We start from the raw sequence: 25,766 nt of genomic DNA on the forward strand, positions 1-25,766 counted from the left end.
CTCACAACCTGCTTTTCATGCTTCAAACTATTTCTACCCAGCCTTTTTTCGATCAACAGCCTGGAACTTCTGGACTTCGTAAAAAGGTTTCAGTGTTTCAGCAGCCGCACTATCTAGAGAATTTCGTTCAGTCGATTTTTGATAGCTTGCAGGGGTTTGAAGAAAAAACGCTGGTGGTTGGCGGTGATGGACGGTATTACAATCGCCCAGCAGTCCAAATTATCCTGAAGATGGCAGCGGCAAATGGATTTGGACGGGTATTAGTCGGACGTGATGGCATTCTTTCTACCCCCGCTGCTTCCTGCATTATTCGGAAAAATCAGGCGTTTGGCGGCATCATTCTTTCTGCTAGTCACAATCTAGGGGGGGCTAAAGGCGACTTTGGCATCAAATACAACAGTGGAAATGGTGGACCTGCTCCAGAAGGACTGACAGACGCGATTTTCTCCCGCAGCAAAACGATTCGTAGCTACAAAATTTTGGCTGCACCCGATATAAATCTGAATCAATTGGGTGTTACCAAACTGGGCAATTTGGCAATAGAAGTCATCGATTCGGTGAATGATTATACTCAACTGCTGGAGTCGTTGTTTGACTGCGATCGCATCCGTGAACTGTTGACCAACGGGCAATTTCAATTGTCTATCGATTCAATGCACGCGGTCACCGGAGCCTACGCCCATCGTCTATTTGAGCAGCGATTGGGTGCAGCGCTGGGCACGGTGCAAAATGGGGAAAGTTTGGAAGATTTTGGCGGCGGACATCCTGATCCAAACTTGGTTTATGCCCATGAGCTAGTGGCGCAGTTATTTGGAGACAATGCCCCTGATTTTGGGGCGGCGTTTGATGGGGATGGCGATCGCAATATGATTTTGGGTCGTCACTTCTTCGTCACTCCCAGCGATAGTCTTGCCGTGCTTGCCGCCAATGCAAAACTGGTGCCTGCCTACCGCGCTGGGTTAGCAGGAATTGCCCGTTCTATGCCCACTAGCCAAGCAGCCGATCGGGTTGCGGCTCACCTAGGCATTGATTGCTACGAAACTCCGACGGGTTGGAAGTATTTTGGCAACTTGCTGGATGCGGGCAAGATTACTCTGTGCGGCGAAGAAAGCTTTGGCACCGGATCAAATCACCTGCGGGAAAAAGATGGCTTGTGGGCAGCATTATTTTGGTTAAACATTCTCGCGGTGCGGCAGCAGTCAGTCGCGGCGATCATCCAAGAACACTGGCACACTTTTGGACGGAACTATTACGCTCGCCATGATTACGAGAATCTGGAGAGCGATCGCGCCCATGCCTTGATCCAAAACCTACACAGCCTCATGCCAACCCTCAAAGGTAGGCAGTTTCGCAGCCATCAAGTAAACTACTGCGATGACTTCAGCTACATCGATCCGGTGGATGGCAGCATTAGTGCCCACCAAGGAATTCGACTGGGCTTTACCAACGGGGCGCGCATCGTGTTTCGGCTTTCGGGTACAGGCACCGAGGGCGCGACTTTGCGAGTTTACTTAGAACGCTACGAGCCAAATGTTGCCCATCACGCGCTCAAGCCTCAAGTTGCCTTGAAAGAGTTAATTGCGATCGCCGCAGAGGTTGCCCAAATTCAGACATTCACCAACCGATCCACTCCAACAGTGATTACTTAGCGCGTTTCCTCGTGGCGCAGGTAATTCAGACTCCGTTCTATGCATCAACGACTGACTAAATCCACATCTCGCCGAAAGGTTTCCTTTAGCTCATTTTCCATATGTACCAGATCAAACAAAGTGTGATGCGCTTCTGATGAGAAGGTCACCAACACATCAATGTCGCTATCAGGACGAAAATCATCTCGCAATACAGACCCAAACAGCGCAAATTCTGTGATTTGCCAATGTTGACAAAAGGCTGTGATTTTAGCGATCGGTAGTTCAATACTTACAACCATTTTGGAGTGTCCGCACCTATGCCATAGAAATCTTTTTGTGGAGGTGTAAACGAGGCTAGTAATGGTAGCCATTCAAGATGAATTCCTTTAGATGATTGTTGTTTTAGTTCTGCCTCTTTATGTAGTTTTTCCCTGCGATCCAAAACTACTTTCTTCGGAGTTATCTTAGTGCCGTCTAGAATAATTTCAACTTTTATCGAATCTAGATCAAATCCAATAGCATCAAGCGCCTCAACAATTGCCAGGAACAAATTAAAGTCCTCAATCTTTTCCTTGGAAAGTTCATTAAGGAAAACAGGAATTGCTTCTTCAGCGTCTAAACCTAATTTGCCTAAAGCAAAGGCAGAATAGGAACGCACACCTACTTCTGAATCTTTCTTGAAAGCTTGGATGAGAGCTTTAACAAGAGGAGAAATAATGACTGCATCTTTTGCCGTCATTATAATTTTGCTTAGAGTAATGACACTGTTCCAGCGTATAGTAGGGTCTTGATCTTCTTTAAGTGCCGTTGTAAGAGCAGGAACTGCTGCCGTAGCTTCTGAGGCTATCTGTCTTAAGATTCCAACAGATAACTGACGGACTTCGACATTTTTATCTTTTAGCAAAAATATCAAAGCAGGAACTGCTAGTGAACCTATCTTAGTTAATGTTGACTGAGCAGAGCTGCGAAGTTGCTCATCTTCAACTCTAATCAACTTAGTTAGACTAGGAATCACATCTTTTAAGAGACTAATTAGACTTGGTGTATTAGCTTTTATATCCTCAGTGATTATTCCTAGTCTTTGTGCTGCATATAAAACTCTTTCTTTATCATCTATCACATCAAGATCGAGTATCAAAAGTTTGATTTTCCGTCTTAGTCGCTCTCGTTCTAAAACTTCTGGATCTATACCCGTAAGCTCGTTAAGTTCTTCAATGACAAAATTAGGGATTTTTGCTTCTCTTAGTTTGGTAATGCAGCAATCTCTTACTGCAAGTAAAAAACCTCGGATTTCTTCTAAATTACCTGGTTTATTTCGCACCTCGTCTAGAAATGCTTGCCATTTCTGCCCATCTTCACCGTAAAGCTCCACCAGATGCAAACCTGCAAGATATTCAGCAAGAGGGTCGAGCGCAAAACGAATTTTTGTTTTGGCAGGTGAAACGGTGTGAATTAGCGCAAGGCGTTCTTCTAAGTATTTCAGTCGTTTTTTAGCACTTTCCTTTGCTGTTTCGCCTTCACCTTCCAAAGTTGCCAAACAGTTGATCACTTGTTCTTGTTCAGCCGTTTCTGGTTTGAACGTGTGCCTCAGGCATTCCCAGGCGATCGCCTTTAGATCTCGTTGCACAATGTCGTCATCTAGCTTGCCGTCCTTCTCCCGATTCACCTCATTGACGTAGCTCAACATCAAATCCGGTACATTGTCTGGCAAATCTTCTGCAACTAACCCTTCTGCAATGGCAATCATTTGATCGGCATAGAGCTTAGCGAACAGAACGGTAACATCTCGCTCATCCGTCACGATTTGCGACAAGCGACGCAGCGCATCAAAGTATTCTGAGTCGTCGAATAAGTCACGTTTTCCTCGCTGGGTCAAATAGGCATCCATAAAAATAGACAACTGCTTACCCGAAACTCGCTGGGGCTTAAGCGTTGTGTGAGTCACTTCCTTGCCTAAAATATCTTCAGTTCGCGATGTGATAACCAACGCATTCACTGGAGAACTTGAATCTTTCAGACGAGCAGCTTTCTGAGTTACCTCACTCATTTCTGAAAGGTGATCCACAATCACTAGAATTCGCCGCTTCTCCAGTAATTGTTTCAAGAGTTCTTCTGAAACGGGCTTTTCCTCATCTCTCAAATTTTTGATCTGACGAGCGATCGCCTCCAGCAAGGGCGACTTTCCTTCACCAGCTTCCAGTTCTTCCTCAATTAATACAGGCAGCATTCGATGCTTGCATAATCGCTCAGCCTTGTTCTCTACCATTGCCCACTTTGCAACTTGACAGGCAAGGCTTGTTTTACCAATACCGCCTTCTCCCACAATCAACAAGCGAGTGTTCCGTTTGGAAAAAATAGTTTTCAAATCGTTAGCACTGAAATCTGCGATCGATGGCTGACTCCCGTTTAACTCAACTGGTATAGGAATATGGATACTCCGTTCTCCAACGGTTCGTCGTTGATAAAATTCTTCCTGTGCCGGAGCAATTTGTTGATTAACCCATGCATCTAAAGTTCTTGGTGGATACTTAAGCCAGAGTAGAATTCCAATCGGGAGCTTAAATTCCGTCTTCGGTATTTTGATCTCTGTTGATGGGATCAGTCTCAGAAGCAGCCGAGGATAAAATATCCAGCTACCCATCACCACACTTAAGTAAATGAAAAATGTACTTGTCACACTTGCTTGAAGCGGATGCTGCTTGACCCACTCAATAACCTGCTTGTATGGAGTGCTAGGAGGGTTAATTGGTTGAGCAGCAGGGCTTGAGACGGTTTGAGGCGTGGGACTTTGGGTAGGTTGAGCAACTTGCAGATAAATAACCCGTTTGCTAGATGCTTGGGCGGTATCCAAAGTGGAATGCCCAGATAATGCCATTAAGAAAACGCTGAGGGCTGTAAAAACGACCGGCTTACTATTAGTCACAACTGAATTTGCTTTAAGAGGAGGTAGGAAGAAATTTCGCTTATTCTAACCTCTACTTTTCAGTACATTGGTATGGTCGCATTCTGATAAAAATGAAACCCTTACCCATGAGAAATGACTTTTTCAAAATCGTAGATTTTTTCTAAAGCTAGAAGATTTGCAAAGAGAAATATCAATTTATACTGTTCTCAGGTAGGTTAAGACAAATTTGAGGATTATTTATGAGATACACCGTAGAAGATGGTGGGCGCTTAAACAACTTTGCGATCGAGCCAAAGATGTATAAGGCAGAACCCCCAAACGGAAACCAAAAGCGCAACTACATCATTTTAGGGGTACTAGGAATGGGATTAATTGCAGCATTAGTGGCGGTCGCGGTATCAGTTTCTTAGCCATCCATTCAATCCTTCAAAAACTTAAGGGATAACTCCATTGCAGAAGCGATGGGGCTTTATAGATTCTATAAAAATGGGAGCATTCCTTAACGCTCCCATTTCTGCCTAGAAAGTTCCTTTTTTAGAGAAAACTCACCTTGAATTGAGCTTAGGCATGGTTTATGGCTTGCGAATATCCTTTGCCATATCGCGGAACATATCCATGCTAGAGTCGGCGCGGCGACGCTCACGCACTTGGGCTGGAGTCGGCGTTGCCGCAGGAGTGTCGGGTTGGGCAGCACCAAAAGACGACTGTGCTGCGTCCAGTTTCTTTTGCTTCTTAGCCGTCATTGAAGAGACTTCTACGTTTAGATCAGGCACTATTCCATTAACACCTTTTGCATAGGTGCGCTTGATACTTTTCACGGTTCGCATATAGTCTATGTTGCCCATGCTGGTTGCACTATCTGCATCTAAGAAATAGGCATCAGAATTTTTCTGAACTCGTTGAGGTGCAGGTTTCACCTTTTCAGGTTTTGGTGCAGCTTCGTCGTCGGGTTGCCGCTTGGAAAATAAACCTCTGATAAATCCGGTCACAATGTCTCCCTACCTGTTCTATTGCGATGTGTTAATCGATATGAATAATCATAACAAGAGAGGCTATCCCTTGAAAACTGGATATTGTGAGGATTTCGAGGATTTTGAAAAGGAATCGGGCGATCGCTTACACCCTTTATCTCCCAACGCATTGTCAGGATTGCGGCGATCGCGCCATCAAAAACGGTAAAACATGAGCGGCAACTCCAGCGGCGTAATCTTGCGGTAAGGAGTGGGTCGCTTCTGGCAAGATTACCAGATGAGCTTGGGGAATCTCATTGGCGTAGGTTTGACTATGCCACAGGGGAATCGTGTCATCGCGATCGCCCGTAATCACCAGGGTTGGAGTTTGGAGGCGATGAATTTCTTTTTCGACAGTATCGATCGCGTCTTCAGGGCGAATGCGATCGACTAAAAACGATCGCGCGGCTGGCTGGCTGTTCAATTCGCCCCGCATCCAAGCAATTGTTTCGAGGGTCTCTTTTTGCCCAAACCAGCTTGAAAAAGGCTTAATTCCATTCAGCACCCAGTCTACTAGGGGCGTTTGCCACAGAATCGGACGCAAATGATCATAGCGTCCAGCAAAGCTGTCATCTCGAATTCCTGCTGGAGCCAGCAAAATCAATCCTTTGACTGAACTGGGATAAGCCAACGCATAGGCAGCGGCGACCCAACCGCCGAAAGAATGCCCCATGAGATAGCAGGGTTCCAAATTTTGAGCCTGAATAAACTGTCGGATAAACTCAACTTCTTTGGCAACATCATATTGAATGGTAGGTTTGGCAGAGTCGCCAAAACCCAATAAATCTAGCGCGACACAGTGCATGTGAGTCTTTAGATGTGCCATCAGTGGCAACCAGCATTTACCGCTGCCCATAAACCCATGCAGCATTAGCACTGGTGTTCCCTGACCCTGTTCTAGGTAAGCCGCTGGTGCAGGATTGGAAGTCTGAAGAAAGTCAATATTAAGATATTGAACCTGTTTTTCAATCATGCTAAATCAATAAATCTGAGTAATTATTCAAAGTTTTCTGACGGTGATATTGCGGTTTCTGTTTCGCTTTCAAAGGTAACTCCTTCATAGATGTCAGCGATCGCAATTTCTACCCCAATCGATGAAAGATGAATAGTTGCAGAATCCGATTCATACTCTCTCAAAATCCATCCGTCATCAGTTTTTGTATGCTGTTCTACATATATTTCATATTGATTGACTAACAGATATTCTTGAAACTCAGGAATAGAGCGATAGTAGCGAAATTTATCAGTTTTGTCATAATCTTGAGTTGATTTCGATAGCACTTCAATAATCAACTTAGGGTTTAGCACCACATCTTTGCGGTTTTCTTGAAATACGGGTTGTCCCTGAATCGCAAAAACATCAGGATAAACATAGAGATTGTAGCGAGGTATCCAAACCCGCATATCTCCGGCTCGAACTGTAAAGTCCTTGCCCCGTGATGCAAATTTTAGCAGCGCACAGAAGTTGATAAATAATGTGTTGTGGTCAAATGAGCCTCCTGTCATTGGTATGATTTCTCCATTCCAATATTCGCTACGAAACTCGGCGGTTTCTTCTAGGGCAAGATATTCTTCGGCGGTGTATATTTTGGGCTGAACTTGCATCGTGACTCCTGAGTGAGAGGGTGGCGATCGCTCAATTCTTCCAATCTAGCGTTTAACCTAAAAATAGCTTGTAGGCAGGATTTTGGCTTTCATCCCAATAGAGATAGCCCAGCGTTTCAAGAAATGCTTGCCATTCTGTCATTTCTTCGGGGGGCACCTGCATTCCCACTACGATGCGCCCGTAGTCTGCACCATGATTGCGGTAGTGAAACAGACTAATGTTCCAATTGGGACTCATGCTGGTGACAAATTGCATCAGGGCACCGGGGCGTTCGGGAAACTCAAAGCGATAGAGCAGCTCGTTATGGGCGAGGGGAGAGTGTCCGCCGACCATGTGCCGCAGATGTAGTTTAGTGAGTTCGTCGTCAGTGAGGTCAATGGTTTTGAAGCCGCACTGTTCAAATTTGATCACCATGGCGACGGCATCAGCACGATTTTGAATTTGCACGCCTACAAAAATATGAGCCGATTGCTGATCGGCGATCCGATAGCTAAATTCGGTGAGGTTGCGATCGCCCAAACATCGACAAAATTGGCGCAAACTACCCGGTGCTTCGGGAATATTGACCGCAAACACTGCCTCTCGCCGTTCGCCAAATTCTGCCCGTTCTGCTACAAATCGGAGGCGATCGAAGTTCATGTTGGCACCGCAGGCAATCGCAATCAGAGTCTGCCCGCTGATCTGTTCCCGCTCGACGTAGGCTTTGGCAGCGGCGATCGCTAGCGCCCCCGCTGGTTCCAAAATCGATCGCGTGTCCTCAAACACATCTTTAATTGCCGCGCAAGTGGCATCCGTATCCACCAGCATCACCTCATCTACATACTGCTGGCACAGGCGAAAGGTTTCTGCTCCCACTTCTCGCACTGCTACCCCATCGGCAAACAAACCCACTTGTGGCAAACGGACTCTGTGTCCTGCTTTCAACGATTGAGACATAGCATCCGCATCCACTGGCTCCACCCCAATGATTTTGATCTCAGGGCGAATTCGTTTCACGTAAGCCGCAATGCCAGAGATTAACCCACCGCCCCCGATCGCCACAAAAATCGCATGGATCGGCTGCTGACACTGGCGCAAAATCTCCATCCCGATCGTGCCCTGTCCGGCAATCACATCCGGGTCGTCAAACGGGTGGATGAAGGTCAGCCCCTTCTCTGCCTCCAGTTGTCGGGCATGGGCGTAAGCATCATCATAAGTATTGCCATGCAGAATCACCTCGCCGCCTCGCGCCTTAACCGCATCAATCTTTACCTGAGGCGTGGTCACAGGCATGACAATCAGCGCCGTCGTGCCCAACTGTCGTGCCCCCAGTGCGACCCCCTGAGCGTGGTTTCCGGCTGAGGCGGCAATCACGCCCAGCGCCAGCACCTCCGGCGGCAACTTCACCATTTTGTTGTAAGCACCGCGCAACTTGAAGGAAAAGACCGACTGCATATCTTCTCGTTTCAGTAGCAATCGATTGTTCAGCCGCGTGGAGAGGTTGGATGCATAGTCCAACGCCGTTTCCTGGGCGACATCATAGACACGCGCCGTCAAAATTTGTTGCAGGTAGTCGCACATGATGATGTTTGAAATGCTGGATGGAAGATAATTTTACGCCATCAATAGCCTGAACCCATTCATCTATTTCACGCTCTATAGCCAGATAAAGATCGTAGCCTATATGAATCTGCACCGTAATCGTAACCGTTCCCGAAAGGACTCTATGGTTACTTCTTCCGCTGTTTTCTGAAACCTCTGTACTATCTGTACTATTTCCTAAAAGTAGCCAATAATGTAGAAACCCCTTAAACGCCTGGATTTAAGGGGAGGTTATTTAAAGCCGATGGTGGGATTTGAACCCACGACCGCTCGATTACGAATCGAGTGCTCAAAGCTGTTAACAAAGGCTTGTAGCCATCTTTGGTAATCCTTACACCCAAATCATAATTGTCGGGTCTTTTGGGCAAATTTCAGGTCTTTTTGTAACTTGTTGGCTATCGCGAGTTTTCATGACCTTGAACACTTGTTCAGTACACGTCGTGATTCCTTGGAAATATGCTGGAGCTAAAAAGAGGTTGAATCTTTAGCCACGATTAATTAAATATTCGACAATGCTAATTTTGAGTTAACTTCTCTAACAGAATTAATTGAAATCCAGCATTGATTGCAGTTAGTTTTTCAGCCTACAATCATCGCTGGTATTTCCTGTACCGCTTATTCTAGAGATGACTCCACCGATAAAAATATTGGTCACAGGCGGCGCTGGTTTCATTGGCTCTCACCTAATTGATCGCCTGATGACAGAGGCGCACGAAGTCATCTGTCTGGACAACTTTTATACGGGGCGTAAAGGCAGCGTGCTGAAGTGGATCGGGCATCCCTATTTCGAGTTGATCCGCCACGAGATCACCGAGCCAATTCGCCTGGAAATTGACCAAACTTACCACCTTGCCTAATCGATGGACACAACTGGTTGCAGCCGCAGATTTTGGAAGTCGATGGGTTTCGCTATGCGGGTATTGGGCGGTAGGGCAAAGAGGCTTTCATGAGTATCATAACTGGGTAGTTTCCGATAAAGTTAATGTCGAAGCTTAGTTTCTACGCTCAAAAACTTGGGTTCAAGGGAAAAATTAATGACACTAGCAAAAGACATTGAGAAATTTCGGCTTGAACAGACTAAGTTTCGTGTTGAGATAGAACAGGCTTTACGTGAAACTTACTACAAAGGGATTGATGAACACCTATTTGAAACTGAAGAGGTGAAGAATGACATCAAAGATCATGTCTTTCGGCGATACGAGGGAACTTTAACTCAATATATTCCTTGGGTCACAAAAGTATTCGATCTAAGTGATAAAGCGATCGTTGAAATTGGCTGTGGAACAGGTTCTAGCACCGCCGCCTTTGCTCATTTTGCTAAACATATTTACGCCTATGAAGTTTCCGAGTCGTCTACTTCAGCGGCTAAGGCAAGAATCCAGATTATGGGAATTGATAATGTTTCCATTATCCAGTCTGAGCCGGATGATTTACTAGAAACATTGAAATCAAACCATCGTTCTGGAGTGTCAGTCGTTTTATTATTTGCGGTACTGGAACACATGACCGTTCAAGAGCGACTTGACACTTTGAAGGAGGCGTGGGATCTGCTGTTACCCGACGGAATTTTGATTGTGGCGGAAACTCCAAATCGCTTAACCTATTTTGACCATCACACGTCCTGGCTGCCATTTTTCCATTTCTTGCCTCTAGATTTAGCGGTGGAGTATTACTAACGATCTCCTAGGGAGATGGTTAAGCTAGGACTCAAACATCATCGTGACAAACTGGGTGCTAACACTGCTGAAGAAGCATTAACCCGAATGGGAACAGCCGTTAGTTTTCATGAATTTGAATTTGCTCTCGGTTCAAACTTAAAAGATTTACTGGTTGCAGATGGTGATGCGGAAGAAATGAGGAGTTTATATCCCGTCTCGACTGAGGAAAAACTTTTACAACAGTACTTTATTGAGAAGAATATCAATCAGCCTTTAGCATTTACGAATCAAATATTCAACCTGATCTTTCAGAAGAAACAGCCTGCGGCAGTGTGCCAATTGACAAGTCAGCCTGCTCCAGCTTCTGAGCATCTTTATCAGTTGGCTCCGATTCTCCCGTGAGAGAAGCTTCCTGAATTCGCAGACTGGAACTTTCCAGCAAACGGTAGTCGGCTGCCACTAGGTTTCCGGTTTCAAGGAGAACGATATCACCCAGTACAAGCTGACGGGCTGAGATCTCCTGCACGCAATGATCTCGATGCACTTTAACGGTGGGCACGGTAAGCTTTTTGAGTGCTGTGATCGCGTGTCCTGCTTGATATTCCTGTCGGACTCCCAAAATGCCATTAAATGCAACGATGGCGAAAATTGCGACGGCATTGGTGTAGTCGCGCAACGCAATAGAGATCAGTGCCGCTACGGATGTTGTTGGCGAATAGCTTTGAGGAGGCTGAAAGGCTGATTTTACCGTTGTTTGTGTAGTATGGGTGTGACAAAGGGTAAACGCAGTACCGAACCCCGAAATATTTCTCCTACGATCAAGTTGTCCTGATGAGTTTTAGGAGGGAACAACCATGTCGTTGCATCCTCGTCTGATCGAACCGATTCCTGAATCCACGGCTCGTGTTGCTCGCCAAGCTTTTCCCAAAGGCAATCGCTATCTGTTGTTGCGCGATGAGTTAGGCACCATTTACACTGATGACGAATTCGCAGTGTTGTTCTCGGCTCAAGGTCAGTCTGCCATTAGTCCCTGGCGATTAGCGCTGATTTGTGTGATGCAGTTTCTCGAGGATTTGACTGATCGCCAAGCAGCAGATGCTGTTCGGAGTCGGATCGATTGGAAGTATTTGCTAAGCCTAGATTTAGGGGATTCAGGCTTTGACTTTTCGGTGCTCTCAGAGTTTCGGAGCCGGATCATTGCAGGGCACCTGGAGCAACAACTGCTCGATCAATTGTTGGAACAATGCAAACAAAAAGGCTGGCTTCAGGAGCGCGGCAAGCAACGCACCGATTCTACCCACGTGCTCGCTGCGATCCGAACGCTCAATCGGTTAGAGAGCATTGGAGAGGCGCTTAGAGCCGCGCTCAATGCCGTCGCAACCGTAGAACCAGAGTGGCTAAAAAGCTGGGTTCCCCAAGAGTGGTTTGAGCGTTATGGATGACCGGTCGAGGAGTATCGCTTGCCTAAAGGGAAGGAAGCTCGGCAAAGCTATGCTGAAATGATTGGCAAGGACGGCATGGAGTTGTTAGGACGAATTTGGTCAGCCGCAGCCCCGCAGTACTTACGGGAAATTCCAGTTGTAGACCACCTACGTCAAACCTGGATGGGTCAGTTTTGGGTGGATAACGGTCGCTTGCGCCTGCGCGATGCCAAGGATTTACCGCCTGTGGGAAAACGATCTGACTCCCCGTATGACCCGGAAGCCCGTTATGGCAACAAGCGCTCCACGACTTGGACAGGATACAAAGTCCACCTCACAGAAACTTGCGATGAACATCAGATGCATTTAGTCACTCATATCATTACATCTGCTGCAAACATCCCAGACATTGAACAAACTGAAGCGGTTCACAAAGCTCTGCAAAAGAAACAACTCCTGCCTCAAGTGCATTTAGTGGACGCAGGCTATATGGACAGCGAATTGTTTATTGGTAGTTCTAAGCGATACGGCATTGAATTGGTGGGACCAATGCGCCCGAACGGAAGTTGGCAGACCAAGCAACCGGAAGCTTATGATTTAAGCCAGTTTCAAGTGAATTGGCGAACCCATCGAGTCACCTGTCCACAAGGAAAGAAAAGTAAGAGTTGGACAGCCAAACAAGACCCGTGGGGAAACCCTGGAATCTATGTCAAATTCTCCCGCACAGACTGCCGCTTATGCTCAAAGCGAGCACTATGTACTCGCTCGGCAACGGAAGCTCGCTCAATTGGCTTGCGTCCTCAAGCAGAATATGAGGTATTGCAGCGCCTGAGACAGCAGCAGCAAACTCAACAATGGCAGGAAAAGTACAATCAACGGGCCGGAATTGAAGGAACCTTATCGCAAGGAATCCATTGTTTGGGATTACGACGCACTCGATACATTGGATTAGCGAAAACACATCTTCAACACGTTCTCACTGGTATCGCTATGAATATCACAAGAATTACATCTTGGTTGATGGGAATTCCTCATGTTCACACTCGAATTTCTCGCTTCGCTGCGTTAGCGAATGATTCACCTTTGTGTTGAGTTCCAAACTGACTGTAGTACATTCGCCAACAACATCCGCTACGATTAAAACCACAACCATTGTTGCCGTCAATTGCTTCCACAGAATTTGCCTGAGGCTTTCTCCTGGCTGCTCTGTCAACTCGTTATAGCCATATTTCTTTAAACGGCGAGTAACTTCCGATTGGCTCAAACCATCAGCAACATTTGTGTCTAGTTGCTGGAGTACTTCGGCTGAGTCCAACATATACCAGGGACTCATATTTCACTCTTTAACCATCCAAAGATGGTGGTAATTTAATTATCAATTGATCTATGGGGCTAAACTGTTTGGACAGTAGTCAAACTTTTGAATTGGGTCTTGCGATCGCAGTTTTGAAAGCGTGATTCATGCTGAACCGAAAGGATGTGGCGTTGCTGAATCTGGGGAGGAAATTTGTAGGGGCAATCCCTTGTGGTTGCCCTTCATACCCGTCAGGGTAGGCACAAGACCTACCCCTACAGTCAAAAATCATACTTGTATTCAGCAACGCCAGGCATGTCTAGTCAAATAGCCCTTCTACCTTTTGCCGAAACGTAATCAAGGCGTGAGCCGCTTGCAATGGCTCCAAATCTGCCAGCAACTGGTCAGATATTTCTGGTGTGACAATAGTCTTGACTTCAATATTGGTGTTGTAGCCCGCTATATCACCCATTCGTCTACCATGACTCCCTGCACCCTGCGCTGGAATGATCGTATAACCGGACACGCCAAACTTAGTTAACAGTTGGATCAAACGATCCTGCAATACCGCTTCACCAATGATTGTGACGAGAATACCTTGAGCTAAGAAAGAGGACATAAGCACTCCAAAAATGGTTGAATTCAAAAATGGTTGAATTAAAGTATTCAGTGTGGAGCATCTTCATGAGAAGGGACTGTTCCTATGAGCGCGCCAGTCCACTTCCAGTTAAGAATTTCTGGCATATCGATGCCCTGCTCATGTGCATAGTTGAGGCATTCGATCTGCTGGTTCCTGAACGCTTCCTTAGCGTGGGCACCTGCAACCTGAAGTTGGGGAACGCGATCAATTACATCGATCGCGATACTGAATCGATCAATTTGGTTGTTAATGGCAAGCTCCAATGGCGTGTTGATGTTTCCCTTTTCCTTGTAACCGCGCACGTGCAAATTGTGATGGTTGTTGCGCCGATAAGTGAGTCTATGAACGAGCCAGGGATAGCCGTGGAAGTTGAAAATAATGGGCTTATCAAGGGTAAATAGGCTGTCGAAGTCGTGATCGGATAAACCGTGCGGATGTTCTGTATCTGGCTGTAGCCGGAACAAATCAACGACGTTGATGAATCGGAGCTTGAGATCGGGGAAGTTCTCTCGGAGCATGACGGTCGCCGCCAAAGCTTCCAGAGTCGGAACATCGCCAGCACACGCCACAACCACATCAGGTTCACTGCCGCGATCGGTGCTTGCCCAATCCCAGATGCCAAGACCCTTTGTACAATGCTTGATCGCAGCATCCATGTCTAGATATTGGAGGTGGAGTTGCTTGTCACACACAATCACATTGACATAATCGACACTCCGCAAACAATGGTCAGCGACTGATAACAAGCAGTTCACGTCAGGGGGCAGATAGATCCGAGTAACGGATGGGCTTTTATTGAGTACCACATCCAGAAAGCCGGGATCTTGGTGGGTAAAGCCGTTATGGTCTTGCCGCCAAACGGTAGAGGTAATCAACAGATTCACTGAAGAAATCGCAGACCGCCAGGGAATATGCTGACACACTTCCAGCCACTTACAGTGCTGATTGATCATAGAGTCGATGATATGAACAAAGGATTCGTAAGTGGAGAAGAAACCGTGCCGCCCGGTCAGCACATACCCTTCTAGCCATCCTTCCAACGTGTGTTCACTCAACATCTCCATCACCCGACCGTCAGTGGCTAATTCACCACCATCTTGATCTTCAGGGAAGTACTCCTCCAGCCATAGCTTTTTACTAACTTCGTAGATCGCATCAAGTTTATTCGAGGTGGTTTCGTCAGGACCGAACACCCGAAAGTTATTCATGTTCATCTGCATGATGTCGCGCAGGAAGACACCCAAGGGCTTGGTATTCCCAATCTCGATCGCACCGGGATCAGTGACTTCAACCCCATAGGAGCGGAAGTCCGGCATCCGGAGTGCTTTACGCACCACACCACCATTCGCAATGGGATTCGCGCTCATACGGCGGTTGCCCGTAGGTGCCAGATCCTTTAGTTCAGGAATTAGCTTGCCGCTGGCATCAAAGAGTTCTTCTGGCTTGTAGCTCCGCATCCACTGTTCCAAAATTTGGAAATGACCTTCATTTTTAGCCACATCTGACATTGGCACTTGATGAGCGCGCCAGAACCCCTCGACTTTGTGCCCGTCTATGTCTTTTGGGCATGTCCATCCTTTGGGGCTACGGAGGACAATCATCGGATAGCGTGCCCACTTCGCCACCCCCGTACTGCGAGCTTCCGCCTGAATTTGTTGAATCTCTCGGATACAGCGATCAAGCGTCGCAGCGATCGCCTGATGCATCGTTTCAGGATCAGAGCCTTCCACGAAGTAAGGCTTGTAGCCATAGCCTTTAAACAGGTCTTCTAGATCTGCATGACTCACACGAGCAAGGATGGTCGGGTTGTTGATCTTGTATCCGTTTAGATGCAGAATTGGCAACACTGCTCCATCGCGGATAGGGTTAATAAACTTGTTGGAGTGCCAAGCGGTTGCCAGGGGTCCGGTTTCGGATTCGCCATCACCGACCATCACGGCAACAATCAGGTCTGGATTGTCGTAAGCGGCACCGTAAGCGTGAGAGAGGCTGTAGCCCAGTTCACCCCCTTCATTGATGGAACCGGGAGTTTCAGGAGTACAGTGACTACCAATGCCGCCAGGGAAAGAGAATTGCTTGAAGAATCTTTTCAGCCCTTCTTCATCCTCGCTCTTATCGGGATAAATCTCAGAATAGGTTCCTTCTAGATAGCAAGAACTGAGAACGCCCGGAGCGCCATGCCCCGGACCTGCTAAGAAGATCATATTGAGATCTTGCTGTTTGATCAGCCGATTTAGGTGTGTGTAGACAAAGCTTAAGCCGGGGCTAGTCCCCCAATGTCCTAAGATGCGATTTTTAATTTGTTCAATCTTTAGCGGCGATCGCAGCAGCGGATTGTCTCGCAGATAAATCATGCCGATTGCTAAGTAATTACAGGCACGCCAGTAAGCATGGATCTTCCGTAATTCTTCAGGGCTGAGGGGCGCACCTTCAACTGTAGACCTAGCTCTGCCAAAGGCGCTAATCGAGGGATCGGTGGCTGGTTTAGGCGGTGTTGCTACCATAATCGCGATAGAGGTAAACCATCATTTTTCTAACTTTCAGCAGCATGACATAAGGATGTTTGAAATGATGTCTATGTAAAGTATGAGATGTATGAAATGGTTGAGTTACTGAAACTTCTTCAAAATTTTGGTATTCTCCATCGCTACCTCACTTGAATAAATTAGGCACTGCCGTTTGAAACAGTGATATCACCCCATTGGCAATGAGTTGAACCGCGATCGCTAAAATCAAGAACCCTAATATCCGATTCAGTGCCCCCAGTCCTGTCTTGCCTAACTTTTCGAGTAAGGGTTCCCCTAACCTAAGAAATAGATAAATCAACCCACCCAGCAAGCTAATTCCCAGCACACAACCTAGATAGTCAATCCATTCCGTTGCCTGAGTCGCTTGACTAATCACTACCCCGATCGCACCAGGACCAGCAATCATTGGCATAGCCATCGGCGTAAATGAAACATCTTCTTGATCCACTGCTGCTTGATGTTCATCCGTGGTCAGCCGCTGCCGTGCCGTTACCATCTCCCAGGCAGTATGTCCGACGATCAAACCACCTGCAATTCGCAGCACTCCTAGGGAAATCCCAAAAAAGCTGAGAATGAGTTTACCGATTAACAAAAACGCTATCAGCACTCCAACTACATTGAGAGCCGTTTTATCAGCCTGCCTCAAACGATAGCGGGGCGTATCTTCAGCAGTGAGGCTATAGAAAATCGGCACTGCCCCTATTGGATTGGCGATCGGAAACAGCACTGCAAGTGTTCCAAACGTGTAAGAAATAAGCGATTGCCACATACCAGTTGACCGATTTAGCGCTACACCTAAAACATTACCGTCACATTTCTCAGTTGTCTAAGTCATCAGTGCTGCGCCATGACGACTAAAATTTTACGCGGCTGTAAAACACTCGTTTCACGTTTTCGGCACAGAAGAGGTAGAGTGCCACAATGGCTGCTAGCACCAACAGGAATTCAAGCGGCAAAGCTTGGAACCCCAGTAAACCTGCAAGCGGGGTATAGGGCAGAATGAGCGTGATAATGACGATCGCGATCGTCGTCCAGAGCAAATAGGGGCTGGGTTTGCTGTGGAGAATAGACTTGTGGGTGCGAATAGACAGCACAATCATTGAGGCAGAAATCACCGATTCCATAAACCAGCCAGTTCTAAATTGCGCTGGGTCGGCATGGAGCAACAGCAGCAACACTCCAAAGGTAAGGTAATCAAACACCGAACTGAGTAAGCCAAACACCACCATAAAGTTGCGGATGAAGCGCATATCCCAACGGTGAGGTTGACAAACTTGTTCTCGGTCTACGCGATCGGTGGCGATCGTCAATTCTGGGAAATCAGTCAGGAGGTTCGTCAGCAAAATCTGACTGGGCAGCAGCGGCAAAAAGGACAGAACTAGAGAAATACCTGCCATGCTAAACATATTGCCAAAATTGGCGCTCGTTGCCATGAAGACATACTTCAACGTGTTGGCAAAGGTAATCCGTCCTTCTTTTACGCCTTCGACGAGAACATTCAAATCCTTTTGCATCAACACAATGTCAGCGGCTTCTTTAGCGACATCAACCGCGCTCTCCACGGAGATGCCCACATCGGCAGCATGAAGCGCCGACGCATCGTTAATCCCGTCTCCCAGATATCCCACGACATTTCCCGCTTTTTTGAGGGCAATGATGATGCGCTCTTTTTGGTTTGGCTCGACCTCGGCAAAAACATTGGTTTCTTGGACTCGATGCATCAAGGCTTCATCACTCATTTTCTCCAGTTCAGAGCCTGTCAACGCCTTTGGCTCAGGCAGCCCAACTTGCTGAATGATACTGATCGCTACCGCCTTGCTATCTCCGGTAATCATCTTTGGAGTGATTCCTAGCTGTTGCAACTCTTTGAGGGTGTCAGCAATGCCTGCTTTAGGCGGATCAAACAGCGCCAGGTAGCCCAAAAAGGTCATGTTCGTTTCATCCTCTTTGCTGAAAGACCCTTGATTAAAATCGCGATAAGCTACACCCAACGCTCTAAAGCCCTTGCTGCATAAGTCTTCCGCCTGTTGGTGAAGTTTTTGTCGCTGGTCTGCGATATCAATCGTCCCCTCAGCCATTTCAACAGTTGAGCAAACATCGAGAATATTTTTCAGTGCGCCTTTCGTGATAATCAGATGCGTACTTTCGTGTTTAAACAGAATGCTTAGACGTTTGCGATTGAAGTCATAGGGCACTTCATCGAGCTTTTGATAACTAGAAATATCGAAGGTTTTGTAGTCGCGAATCGCGGTATCGATTGGGTTGACATAACCCGACTCAGAGGCGGCATTCAAATAAGCGTAAAGGAGGACACGATTGCTGTCTTTCCCGTCTACATCCACCGCCGAGTGAATTTTCACCGCTCCTTCCGTCAGCGTCCCGGTTTTATCGGTGCAAAACACATTCATACTGCCAAAGTTTTCGATCGCGGGTAAGCGCTTGACGATCACCTGCTTGGTCGCCATTTTCTTCGCACCCCGCGCCAAGTTCACGCTGACGATCGCGGGTAACAGTTGCGGAGTCAAACCGACCGCCAGTGCCAGCGAAAACAGAAAGGATTCCAGCACGGGACGGTGGAGGTAAACGTTAGCAACAAAAATCAGCACGACCAAAATCAGCGTCACTTCCATCAGAAAGTAGCCAAACTTGCTGAGTCCCCGTTCAAATTCTGTTTCGGCAGGTCTGAGCTTCAGGCGTTCTGAGACTTTGCCAAATTCAGTGTCTTTTCCGGTATGCACGATGACTGCTTTTGCCGTTCCACTCATGACATTGGTGCCCAGGTAGAGGGAATTGGTGCGCTGGCTGAGTCCAGTGTCCGCAGGCAATACGCCACAGAGCTTGTCCACTGGATAGGTTTCTCCGGTCAGTGCCGCTTCCGCCACTGAGAGATCCTTTGACTCTAAAACGAGACAGTCGCCCGGAATATTTTTCCCGGCACTGAGCAGCACAATGTCGCCCGGAACGACTTCCTCATTGGGGATCTCTTGAGCTTGACCGTCCCTCAAAACGGTGGCTTTCACTTGCACAAGTGCCAGTAACTTTGCGACGGCGTTTGAGGCTCCTCGTTCTTGCCAGAACCCTAGTAGCCCACTGATCAGGACGATCGTCAAAATGATCAGGGCATCTGCCGCATCGTGCAGAAAAATGGATAGCACCGCTGCAACAATCAGAATCAAGATAATTGGACTCTTGAACTGATGCAGCAGTAGTGTCCATGCGCTCGATTTGTGGGTTTGCTTGAGGCTGTTTGCACCGGACTCACTCAGGCGTTGCTTGGCATCCTGGCGGCTTAATCCGGCGATCGCAGAATGCGTCTGCTCAAGCACCTGATCCGTAGACAAACTCCAAAATGTGGCGAGTTGAGGATTCATCGGTTTGTTTTTTGGGGGGGTAGGCAACTGATTTACGATGAATCTTTTTGCCGTCTGCTGTTACTCAGCAAAGTGCTGTCGAGTCTTCGCTGCAATCTGATGATCTGTCATCTTATCAACTGTTTCAATATCTATGATGCGTCCACCGAGGTTACTTCTTTCAAGGCATTCCTTCAGTTCATTCTTAGCCTCACCCGGACCAAAGATCAGAATAGACTCTGAATCATGAATACATGTAACGACCGCATCATAGTAAATGTTGAGATCTTCCGTAAAAGCTCTCTGATGGCTATCATCCGCAGGGACTTGAAGTGATTCATAGATTCCCTTAAGGGGTGAATCACCAGAGCGGCGAGGCTGTTTTTCTACGTCCGATACTATCTCTCTTATTTCTTCACCTTTCTCTGTAACAGCCACGATAACTGCCTTCCGATGGTCAATCCATAGCCCTACGTGTGTTTTCATCAATGTCTCCTTTATTAACTAGCTCACCTAGCTATTCTTTCGACAGCAGGTTTACGAGATGTAGCAATGTTCACATTAAGCAACTGGTCTCGAAAGAAGCAATTTCACTCTGGCTTTTAGTATTAATGTAAAGGGCGATTGTTTGATTTTCTGAATGATTTGATTGAATACGATACAAAATGCAACTAAAAATGTACGCGACATTAAGTGCGCCGTAGTTTTCCGTTGACTTGAATTCTAAGCTTTACCTGATACTCGTCGAGTTCTTGTTTCTTAGCCAGTTATCTGTCTAAATCTCGTCGTGTCAGGGCTTGAATATCAGTTCTCAAGGCAGTAATTTCTGCTTGCAATGCTTGAATTGATTTTGCACCCGCTAGTGCTGCTTCATCATTCTCGGCATCTTGATTCACAAAGAATGTTGCCAGGGTTGCCGTCACATAGCCACATACCGCGATCGCATACAGCGCCAGCAAAAAACATAGCACCCGACCTTCTGCCGTTTTCGGAAAGTAATCCGATCCGATCGTGGTCATCACCATTGCCGTCCACCACAGCGCAGCGCCATAGTCAGTAATGCCAACAGTACCATCAGGAAGTTTGCGTTCAAACGCGTATATTCCAGCCGCTCCAAGTAGGGTGACGATCACGGTTAATCCCACCACATAGCCAAACCCTCTGCGCCCAATACTGGCTCCCAGAAGTCGCATTCCTTTATTGGTTCGTGTCATCACTTGCAACAACTGCAACCCTCGAACCGCATGAACTGATTGCAAAGGTCGTATAACTTGCAGAATCCGAAGGGTTCGCAGTGCTGGAATGAACAGTGAAACAGCGGTCAACCAGTGATGTCGCAAGTAGGAAATTCTGCGAGGAGCGAGGAGAAATTTGATGCCAAAATCTACAATAAAGATGATCCAAATGGTGGTGCCGATCGCGGCTAGTAAGGGATTAAGTCCCCAGACTAGCTCAACGATAAACAGCCCTAACCAGGCAAAGCCCAGCACCAGCATCGGCATTTCTAGCCAATTTTCCCACTGTTGAAGCACTTCACTGCGCTCTTGATCTAACGTCGGCGTTGACCGTTGGTTTAGATAGCTCATAGCCCGTTTGATCGCGTAACATGTGCGCTGCACTCTCGATGCGACTGATGCGCCTTAAGCTGTGCCCGGAGTTGGGCAATTTCTTGAGCCATATCTAGCACCATGGCGGCTCCGACTAAGTTCAGCCCCAAGTCTTGCCGCAACCGCTGAATCTGGGTGATTCGGGCAATCTCACGGGAATGCAGCAGGTCACCGATCGCCTCGATGATGCCTAACTTGACATAGACCTCGATTACGGTTATCGAGGTTTCAGCGATCGATGCAGCATATTCAAAGGTGTAGAGTGGGTCGCCTGCGGGTGAAACCACGGTTTTTGAAAGACTGAAACTCATAGCTTGATCTCCTCTAATTGAACACGCGGATTAAAATTGGCATTTGCCTGAATTTTTTCGTAGCATTCCTGCTCGATCTCGCTCAGGTCTTGCGGTGTGACCATCTGAAGTTTGACAAGTAGGTCACCGCGTCCCCCTTTGGGCAACGTCCAGCCTTTGCCGCGTAGTCTTAGCGATCGCCCGGATCGCACCCCTTTAGGAACGGTCATCGTCACGCTACCATCGGGAGTCGGCACCTTGATTTGTGCCCCCAACACCGCTTCATCGGGTCGAATGGGAATGTCACAAACGAGATCATCGCCCTCAAAGCGCCAAAAGGGATGGGGCAACACTTCAATGGTGAGATACAAATCGCCGCGCTGTGGAGAGAATGGACTCGGACGACCTTTACCCTTGAGCCGAATGCGACTACCGGGTTTTGCGCCAGGAGGAATGCGGACATTGAGCGTTTCGTCGTCGAGTTGCAGCCGCTGCTGAACCCCATGGAATGCTTCGGCAAAGGTAAGCGCGATCGCAGCCTCAGTGTCGGGTGCGGTCGCTTGAGATCGAAATCCGCCACCCAAATCATCAAAGCCAGTGGTGGCAGTTTGAGAGGTGGAGGGTCTACGTCGCGATCTCCCTAGCAAATCGTTGATAAACGCATCAAAGTCATCGTACTGCTCGAAACCGCCCGTTGCAGCATTGTTTCCTTGGGGGGGTGGCGCTTCACTGTAATTAGGCTGGTTCCAATGTTGACCAAACTGGTCGTATTTCTGCCGCTTCTCTGCATCAGAAAGCACCTCGTTGGCTTCGTTCAGATCTTTAAATTTTGCCTCTGCCTCAGTATCTCCCGGATTGAGATCAGGATGATACTTGCGGGCAAGCTTGCGATAAGCCCGTTTGAGTTCTTCAGGAGTTGCCGTTTTGCTGACTCCCAGAACGGCATAATAGTCCTTAAAATCCGTTGCAATTGGCATCACTGACCTCTTGATTCTTCTGCGGAGACGCTGTGCGATTCTCTTGGCGAGATGCTGCGCGAACGCGGTTTATTTTGTGGTGGGTGCATCTTCAGTATTTATAGCGCGAACTCATAGTTAATCTCTGTAGTTCTTCCTTTGAAATAGAGCCGCATACCTTCTGGATGCTCCCATCCCACCTCGCCTTCTAAAGGAATCAGCATCCCATTACGAACTTCATAGTCCCAAAATCTTCCGCCCCAAGGCATCGCAGTCAGCTTATCGCGATACCGAGCCTCAGCCCGAATAGTGGCGATCGCCCCTTCCTCATTAAACTGAAACACAAGGGAGGCAGTTGTTGCGCCATCCGTCACAGTAGCGCGAGCGGAAGTGTCATCAATCGCTTCCCAGCGCACGCCTTGACTGGGCAATAGCGCAGTCGGATACCAAAGAGCCTCAGCAAAGAACCGTAATAATTCACCTTGATTGTTTTCAGGCGCACCGCTCATTTTTGCAACGGTGAAAAGACCGAGTAATGATGCGTGTAAGCTGCCTTCTCCTAACAGATAAGTATCATGGACAAAGGCATTCAGTCCTGGAGCCATCTGGATGCGGGCATCCCAATCAAAACCCAGACGTTGAGTCGTCACAAGCTGAGTGGCAGTGAACGGACTCCACTTATCTTCCATTTCATTCAGATTGAACTGTCCTGTCTGAGAGAGGTTGACCTCCGCCACGATCGCTTGTCCATCCTTAAGCACTGTCCGAAAGAATCGCTGGACGGGAGCTGGTAAACCTTCAAGCTCTTTTGAGTCGTAGATTTTTGGCTGAATGGTTTGCCTCCCATTGGTTAATTTGGCACGTAATTGATCAGTATCCATCTGCCAGCGATAGCGACCATAAACGGCAGCCAGTCCCAGGCAGACGATGCTTAAACCACCAATCATTGCAATCCATTGAATCCACATGATATTGACCTATGGTTGTTAATTCAGAAGTTGATAGAGGGTGATGATGATCACGAGCGCAAAAATAGTGGTGTAGATTAATTTCGTGTACTTGGCTAGCCAACTGGGAAGATAAATATCAAAATTGTCTTTTATGGAATTTGTGTATTTTCGAGCCAGCAAATTTAAGGGGCAGTGGGATTTGAACGTGAGGAGGATGAGTCCTTCCAGGAACACAAAGCCATACCCAATCCAGAGCCAGCGATCAAGTTTATTCGCGATCGCGGCATACAACATATAGAAAATCACACCATTGAAGAATAGCCAGATCAACGTGTGAATGCTTTTAATCAGCGTTAATTTAGTTTTACTTTCCATATTGTGCTAAACAGTTGATTGACTGACACATCTCGTTCTAAGCCTCCGGCTTGGAAAGTGTTTTTGCGGCTCTGCCGATTGGCGCGAAGTGGCAAAGCCACTTTTGAGGTATTCCCATGTAGAACAGGGGAACAAGGAGCATCGTGATCAGCACAATATATTAATTGCTTCTAGTGTTTAATCGGGCTGACTCTTTTAATAGACCGATGAAAGAAGCTATGGCTATTAAGCCAGGAGCCACTAGCCATAACCAGAAACCCAACAATAATTGGTTCAGGGCAAATTCAGAAACGCCACCGCTATCGGCGGGTAAGTTGAACCAAAATGCTGAAAATGTTCCGCCAAAACCGATGAGAACGGCAGCTATACCAGCGATGGCAGAAAACCAATAACGTTGCATCATAAACGTGGTGCAGCACAGCCAATAGATGGGATTGGCGAACCAACCGATCGCGGGCATTTGCAGAAAAAGCAATCCAATGATGCCAAAGAAAGTTAGTTCGATTCCCTTCATGGCATAAACGTCGTTGGGGGCAGAGGGACTCATACCCACAGAGTCTGTAGGAACGACATTAAACAAAAGGCAAGGTAGCGCAAGAGCTGTGCCGTATAGGAAGAGTGATAATCCCAAGAATACAATCTTATATTTCACAAGTTACGCTCCGAAACCTATTGAAGCTTGCAGATTGCCGTTTAGAACTTTGTTCACCATCACAGTGATGAATTTGGTTTACTTCTCTCCAAAAAACATTTTGGCAAGCTGAACACCAATCGTTCCAGAATTTACATCTTCCCGATTGCCCAAGACGATGATGACAACCTTGTCGTTGGGGTAGCGAGTAATAGAGCTGCTGAAGCCTTGAACGCCGCCAACGTGACTAGCCACTGGGCGATCGCCTTCCTTGCCAATACCCCAACCATAGCCATAACCAAAGCCGCCGAAAGAAGTGAACATCTGGTCTCGCAGGCTTTTCGGAATCAGTTTATCTGTATACAATGCCTGATCCCAACGGTAGAGGTCTTCCACGGTAGAGTACAATCCCCCAGCAGCGTAGGGAATAGACATATCAACGAAATCAGCTACGTTTGTCTGATCACGATAGCCAACAGCGAGATCACCATTATTGTGGTCGTAGCCCGAATTTACCATCTGCAACGGAACAAAGATATGCTCCTTTAGGAATGCCTCATAACTTTTACCGGATGCCTGCTCGATGATGGCACCGAGCAGAATGTAGCCAGAGTTGCTGTAGCTAAATTTTTTCCCTGGCTGGAAATCTAACGGTTTGTTTTTGAACCGGGCGATTGTTTCAGTGGGCGATGACGGCAATGCCATCGTGGATGGGTAATCTGGAAGGCGGGCAAAATCTGGGATGCCAGAGGTATGAGTCAAGAGTTGATGAATCGTGATCTTCTGCCATGGGTTAGGACAGGCTGAAAGGTAAGTGCAGATGCGATCGTGAACATTGAGTTTGCCCTGTGCCTGCAAGATGAGGATCGCCATTGCTGTGAACTGCTTCGTCAGCGAGCCAAGGCGGAATTTTGTTTGCGCCGTGTTCACCCAGTGCTTTTTGCGATCTGCCTCACCGTACCCCTTGCTAAGAATAACTTTGCCGTTTCGGGCAATCAGCACTGACCCGCTAAAGAGTCTCGCTTTCTCCAGTTTGCTCAGGTACATGTCAGCTTGGAAACCGATGTCCGGGAGAGCTACCGTGGCAGTTACAGAAGTTGGATCAGGATGTGTACTAGTCACTGTCGTAGCGACTGTGGCAGTTGTCATCTGAGGTGTTTGCATGGGTGGACTCACCACTGTCGCCGATGCAGTGGGCAGCCCTATGCCCCCAGAGAGGAGATAGGCTAGACCCACAAAGGCTCGGATAGGGGAATGTTTCGCCCACTGACGAAGTTGAATTTGAAGCATAAGCTTTTTCCAATCAGAGTTTTCGATTGAATCACTGCCGCAT

The 25,766-nt window shown here is 47.4% G+C and carries 27 protein-coding genes and 1 tRNA gene; 7 read left to right on the plus strand and 21 right to left on the minus strand.

Annotated features, from left to right (window positions below):
• Positions 1-17: 17 nt before the first annotated feature.
• On the plus strand, positions 18-1,649 hold the full coding sequence (locus AC1S5B_RS28070) for an alpha-D-glucose phosphate-specific phosphoglucomutase (RefSeq protein ID WP_482038949.1): 1,632 nt from the start codon (positions 18-20) through the stop codon (positions 1,647-1,649).
• A gap of 44 nt (positions 1,650-1,693) precedes the next feature.
• On the opposite strand, the gene AC1S5B_RS28075 is transcribed toward AC1S5B_RS28070, so the two are convergent.
• Positions 1,694-1,930, minus strand: a complete 237-nt coding sequence (locus AC1S5B_RS28075; RefSeq protein ID WP_482038950.1) for a nucleotidyltransferase family protein — start codon at positions 1,928-1,930, stop codon at positions 1,694-1,696.
• Positions 1,921-4,554, minus strand: coding sequence for a HEAT repeat domain-containing protein (locus tag AC1S5B_RS28080; protein ID WP_482038951.1), 2,634 nt, complete (start codon positions 4,552-4,554; stop codon positions 1,921-1,923). The genes AC1S5B_RS28075 and AC1S5B_RS28080 overlap by 10 nt, the downstream gene beginning before the upstream one ends.
• Positions 4,555-4,775: 221 nt before the next feature.
• Between AC1S5B_RS28080 and psb34 the strand changes: the two genes are divergently transcribed.
• Positions 4,776-4,946 (plus strand): photosystem II assembly protein Psb34, encoded by a 171-nt coding sequence (psb34, locus tag AC1S5B_RS28085; RefSeq protein ID WP_482038952.1) that lies wholly within the window; start codon positions 4,776-4,778, stop codon positions 4,944-4,946.
• Positions 4,947-5,108: 162 nt separating this feature from the next.
• On the opposite strand, the gene AC1S5B_RS28090 is transcribed toward psb34, so the two are convergent.
• A complete protein-coding gene (locus tag AC1S5B_RS28090; protein ID WP_482038953.1) occupies positions 5,109-5,525 on the minus strand; it encodes a hypothetical protein in 417 nt (138 codons plus the stop codon).
• Between the two features lies 1 nt (position 5,526).
• Between AC1S5B_RS28090 and AC1S5B_RS28095 the strand changes: the two genes are divergently transcribed.
• Positions 5,527-5,715: a hypothetical protein gene (locus tag AC1S5B_RS28095; protein WP_482038954.1), complete on the plus strand. Its 189-nt coding sequence runs from the start codon at positions 5,527-5,529 to the stop codon at positions 5,713-5,715.
• Here the strand turns inward: AC1S5B_RS28095 and AC1S5B_RS28100 are convergent.
• The 4 genes from AC1S5B_RS28100 to AC1S5B_RS28115 all read right to left on the minus strand — a co-directional run bounded on the left by AC1S5B_RS28100 (position 5,680) and on the right by AC1S5B_RS28115 (position 9,042).
• Positions 5,680-6,519 carry an alpha/beta fold hydrolase gene (locus AC1S5B_RS28100; protein WP_482038955.1) on the minus strand — a complete coding sequence of 280 codons (840 nt, stop codon included), beginning with the start codon at positions 6,517-6,519 and terminating at the stop codon, positions 5,680-5,682. The two genes, AC1S5B_RS28095 and AC1S5B_RS28100, sit on opposite strands and share 36 nt — an antisense overlap.
• 23 nt (positions 6,520-6,542) lie before the next feature.
• Entirely contained in the window at positions 6,543-7,151 is a 609-nt protein-coding gene (locus AC1S5B_RS28105) for a Uma2 family endonuclease (protein ID WP_482038956.1), read from the minus strand.
• A gap of 52 nt (positions 7,152-7,203) precedes the next feature.
• Entirely contained in the window at positions 7,204-8,715 is a 1,512-nt protein-coding gene (gene ilvA, locus AC1S5B_RS28110) for a threonine ammonia-lyase, biosynthetic (RefSeq protein ID WP_482039017.1), read from the minus strand.
• A 257-nt stretch (positions 8,716-8,972) separates the two neighbouring features.
• Positions 8,973-9,042 (minus strand) — tRNA-Leu (locus AC1S5B_RS28115).
• 317 nt (positions 9,043-9,359) lie between these two features.
• On the opposite strand from AC1S5B_RS28115, the gene AC1S5B_RS28120 reads away from it, so the two are divergent.
• Together AC1S5B_RS28120 and AC1S5B_RS28125 are read left to right on the plus strand one after the other, a co-directional pair.
• Positions 9,360-9,590 carry an NAD-dependent epimerase/dehydratase family protein gene (locus AC1S5B_RS28120; RefSeq protein WP_482038957.1) on the plus strand — a complete coding sequence of 77 codons (231 nt, stop codon included), beginning with the start codon at positions 9,360-9,362 and terminating at the stop codon, positions 9,588-9,590.
• Between the two features lie 177 nt (positions 9,591-9,767).
• Positions 9,768-10,409 (plus strand): class I SAM-dependent methyltransferase, encoded by a 642-nt coding sequence (locus AC1S5B_RS28125; protein WP_482038958.1) that lies wholly within the window; start codon positions 9,768-9,770, stop codon positions 10,407-10,409.
• 277 nt (positions 10,410-10,686) lie between these two features.
• Here AC1S5B_RS28125 and AC1S5B_RS28130 read toward each other — a convergent pair whose 3' ends face one another.
• On the minus strand, positions 10,687-11,067 hold the full coding sequence (locus tag AC1S5B_RS28130; protein WP_482038959.1) for a P-type ATPase actuator domain-containing protein: 381 nt from the start codon (positions 11,065-11,067) through the stop codon (positions 10,687-10,689).
• A 178-nt stretch (positions 11,068-11,245) separates the two neighbouring features.
• On the opposite strand from AC1S5B_RS28130, the gene AC1S5B_RS28135 reads away from it, so the two are divergent.
• Both AC1S5B_RS28135 and AC1S5B_RS28140 read left to right on the plus strand, forming a co-directional pair.
• The gene (locus AC1S5B_RS28135) at positions 11,246-11,833 is read left to right on the plus strand and encodes a transposase (protein WP_482038960.1); all 588 of its coding nucleotides are present in this window, start codon (positions 11,246-11,248) and stop codon (positions 11,831-11,833) included.
• Positions 11,834-11,851: 18 nt separating this feature from the next.
• The gene (locus AC1S5B_RS28140) at positions 11,852-12,904 is read left to right on the plus strand and encodes a transposase (protein ID WP_482038961.1); all 1,053 of its coding nucleotides are present in this window, start codon (positions 11,852-11,854) and stop codon (positions 12,902-12,904) included.
• Here the strand turns inward: AC1S5B_RS28140 and AC1S5B_RS28145 are convergent.
• The 13 genes from AC1S5B_RS28145 to AC1S5B_RS28205 all read right to left on the minus strand — a co-directional run bounded on the left by AC1S5B_RS28145 (position 12,819) and on the right by AC1S5B_RS28205 (position 25,723).
• On the minus strand, positions 12,819-13,145 hold the full coding sequence (locus AC1S5B_RS28145; RefSeq protein ID WP_482038962.1) for a cation-transporting P-type ATPase: 327 nt from the start codon (positions 13,143-13,145) through the stop codon (positions 12,819-12,821). The two genes, AC1S5B_RS28140 and AC1S5B_RS28145, sit on opposite strands and share 86 nt — an antisense overlap.
• Positions 13,146-13,425: 280 nt before the next feature.
• On the minus strand, positions 13,426-13,725 hold the full coding sequence (locus AC1S5B_RS28150) for a P-II family nitrogen regulator (protein WP_482038963.1): 300 nt from the start codon (positions 13,723-13,725) through the stop codon (positions 13,426-13,428).
• Between the two features lie 47 nt (positions 13,726-13,772).
• Positions 13,773-16,250: a phosphoketolase family protein gene (locus AC1S5B_RS28155; protein WP_482038964.1), complete on the minus strand. Its 2,478-nt coding sequence runs from the start codon at positions 16,248-16,250 to the stop codon at positions 13,773-13,775.
• A gap of 148 nt (positions 16,251-16,398) precedes the next feature.
• A complete protein-coding gene (locus AC1S5B_RS28160; protein WP_482038965.1) occupies positions 16,399-17,043 on the minus strand; it encodes a MarC family protein in 645 nt (214 codons plus the stop codon).
• 85 nt (positions 17,044-17,128) lie between these two features.
• Complete coding sequence (gene mgtA, locus AC1S5B_RS28165; RefSeq protein ID WP_482038966.1) at positions 17,129-19,645, minus strand: magnesium-translocating P-type ATPase; 2,517 nt, start codon at positions 19,643-19,645, stop codon at positions 17,129-17,131.
• Positions 19,646-19,705: 60 nt separating this feature from the next.
• The gene (locus AC1S5B_RS28170) at positions 19,706-20,110 is read right to left on the minus strand and encodes a hypothetical protein (RefSeq protein WP_482038967.1); all 405 of its coding nucleotides are present in this window, start codon (positions 20,108-20,110) and stop codon (positions 19,706-19,708) included.
• A gap of 281 nt (positions 20,111-20,391) precedes the next feature.
• The gene (locus AC1S5B_RS28175) at positions 20,392-21,210 is read right to left on the minus strand and encodes a potassium channel family protein (protein WP_482038968.1); all 819 of its coding nucleotides are present in this window, start codon (positions 21,208-21,210) and stop codon (positions 20,392-20,394) included.
• Positions 21,207-21,542 carry a chaperone modulator CbpM gene (locus AC1S5B_RS28180; RefSeq protein WP_482038969.1) on the minus strand — a complete coding sequence of 112 codons (336 nt, stop codon included), beginning with the start codon at positions 21,540-21,542 and terminating at the stop codon, positions 21,207-21,209. Before AC1S5B_RS28180 ends, AC1S5B_RS28175 begins: the two co-directional genes overlap by 4 nt.
• On the minus strand, positions 21,539-22,498 hold the full coding sequence (locus tag AC1S5B_RS28185; protein ID WP_482038970.1) for a DnaJ C-terminal domain-containing protein: 960 nt from the start codon (positions 22,496-22,498) through the stop codon (positions 21,539-21,541). The genes AC1S5B_RS28180 and AC1S5B_RS28185 overlap by 4 nt, the downstream gene beginning before the upstream one ends.
• A gap of 98 nt (positions 22,499-22,596) precedes the next feature.
• Positions 22,597-23,445 carry a DUF6920 family protein gene (locus tag AC1S5B_RS28190; RefSeq protein WP_482038971.1) on the minus strand — a complete coding sequence of 283 codons (849 nt, stop codon included), beginning with the start codon at positions 23,443-23,445 and terminating at the stop codon, positions 22,597-22,599.
• Positions 23,446-23,463: 18 nt separating this feature from the next.
• Positions 23,464-23,802 (minus strand): hypothetical protein, encoded by a 339-nt coding sequence (locus AC1S5B_RS28195; RefSeq protein WP_482038972.1) that lies wholly within the window; start codon positions 23,800-23,802, stop codon positions 23,464-23,466.
• Between the two features lie 160 nt (positions 23,803-23,962).
• Positions 23,963-24,454, minus strand: coding sequence for a hypothetical protein (locus AC1S5B_RS28200; RefSeq protein WP_482038973.1), 492 nt, complete (start codon positions 24,452-24,454; stop codon positions 23,963-23,965).
• A gap of 78 nt (positions 24,455-24,532) precedes the next feature.
• Positions 24,533-25,723 carry a serine hydrolase domain-containing protein gene (locus AC1S5B_RS28205; RefSeq protein ID WP_482038974.1) on the minus strand — a complete coding sequence of 397 codons (1,191 nt, stop codon included), beginning with the start codon at positions 25,721-25,723 and terminating at the stop codon, positions 24,533-24,535.
• Positions 25,724-25,766 lie beyond the last annotated feature (43 nt).

Source organism: Leptolyngbya sp. CALU 1928 (assembly GCF_056784215.1).